1 protein-coding gene is annotated in these 726 nt (G+C 52.2%); it reads left to right on the forward strand.

The genetic code is table 11. The annotated features are described in order from the left end of the window. Positions 1-179: 179 nt before the first annotated feature. Positions 180-626: a hypothetical protein gene (locus I6E38_RS15010; protein WP_235394731.1), complete on the forward strand. Its 447-nt coding sequence runs from the start codon at positions 180-182 to the stop codon at positions 624-626. Positions 627-726 lie beyond the last annotated feature (100 nt).

Raw genomic sequence — 726 nt, forward strand, 5'->3', positions numbered from 1 at the left:
CCCTTGCCCCTCCCCCGTAGGGAGGGGAGCGGTATGAACCGACTACTTACAATTTTTAAACAATAACCAAAATAAACAATAACCAAACAGCCCAACAATCCCTCACACCCACAAAATCACATCACTCCCCTCCCTATTGGGGAGGGGTCGGGGGAGAGGCTTTTAAATACAATAACATTATGACCAACAATCAGTTAAACTCTTGCCAGCATGTGCAGCTTGGCGGTATGGCTTTCTACGATGAGAGCAAGTATTTCCTCTTTTCGCCCGACGACTCGGTGCCCGATAAGGTGCAGCGTATGCGGAGGATGCACGGCGTGGCACAGCAAATGACCGACGGCACGTTCGACTTCGTGGCACAACCCAGAGTCAGGTCACAGTCGCAACTTATCAGGAAGCTGGCGCATGGACGGGTGAGCATGACCAAGGACGGGGCAATTCAGTTGACGCTGAAGATATTCGCCGATGAACAGATAAACGTTGCAGAGGCGATAATGAAGGAGAGTGAGGAGGCTGCAAGAGCAATAAGCCCCACCCACGGACCCTTACAAAGCCCCACCCCCTTGCCCCTCCCCCGTAGGGAGGGGAGCAATATGAACCGACTACTTACAATTTTTAAACAATAACCCCAAAACAACCCAACAAAACCCTCACACCCATCAAGTCACATCACTCCCCTCCCTACGGGGGAGGGGTCGGGGGTAGGGCTTTTCCCTTCCTATTGAG

The sequence above is a fragment of the Leyella stercorea genome, from assembly GCF_021531355.1.
In the GTDB taxonomy this organism is placed as follows: Bacteria; Bacteroidota; Bacteroidia; order Bacteroidales; family Bacteroidaceae; genus Prevotella.

Coding starts and splice junctions, on each gene's coding strand:
- I6E38_RS15010 (WP_235394731.1), top strand. CDS start 180: ATGACCAACAATCAGTTAAACTCTTGCCAGCATGTGCAGCTTGGCGGT.